This is a genomic window from Pseudomonas sp. 2(2015) (assembly GCF_000955865.1).
Lineage (GTDB): Bacteria > Pseudomonadota > Gammaproteobacteria > Pseudomonadales > Pseudomonadaceae > Aquipseudomonas.
The window spans coordinates 1-676 of the sequence record NZ_JYOF01000043.1 but is presented as its reverse complement, the minus strand read 5'-3'; the positions used below and the strand labels follow the sequence as shown (position 1 = coordinate 676).

The 676-nt window shown below is 67.5% G+C and carries 1 protein-coding gene; it reads left to right on the top strand.

Features of this window, described 5'->3' with window-relative positions; all coding sequences use genetic code 11:
- A partial coding sequence (locus tag UB48_RS26785; protein ID WP_045202388.1) for an Ig-like domain-containing protein occupies window positions 1-676 on the top strand: 676 nt, incomplete at both ends.

Below are 676 nucleotides of genomic sequence, written 5' to 3'. Positions count from 1 at the left end.
GCAACAGCAGTGGCCCGGGCAGCACCACGGTGGATGCCGTGGCGCCTGCCGCGCCGGTGATCAACCCGAGCAATGGCGCGGTCATCAGCGGTACCGCCGAGATGGGTGCCAAGGTCATCCTTACCGATGGCAGCGGCAACCCGATTGGCCAGGTAACGGCCGACGGCAGCGGCAACTGGACGTTCACCCCAGGCAGCCCCTTGCCCAATGGCACGGTAATCAATGCCGTGGCCCAGGACGCGGCCGGCAACACCAGCAGCCCGGTCAGCACTACCATTGACGCGGTGGCCCCGGCTGCGCCGGTGATCGACCCGAGTAACGGCGCGGTCATCGTCGGCACTGCTGAAGCCGGTGCCAAGGTTATCCTCACCGACGGCAGCGGCAACCCGATTGGTCAGGTGACGGCCGATGGCAGCGGCAACTGGAGCTACACCCCGGGCTCGCCACTTGCCAACGGCACGGTGGTCAATGCCGTAGCCCAGGACGCTGCCGGCAACACCAGCCTGCAAGGCAGCACCACGGTCGACGCCGTGGCCCCCGGTGCACCGGTCGTCAACCCGAGCAATGGTGCAGTCATCAGCGGCACCGCCGAAGCGGGCGCCAAGGTCAACCTTACCGACGGCAGCGGCAACCCGATTGGTCAAACCACTGCCGACGGCAGCGGCAACTGGAGCTT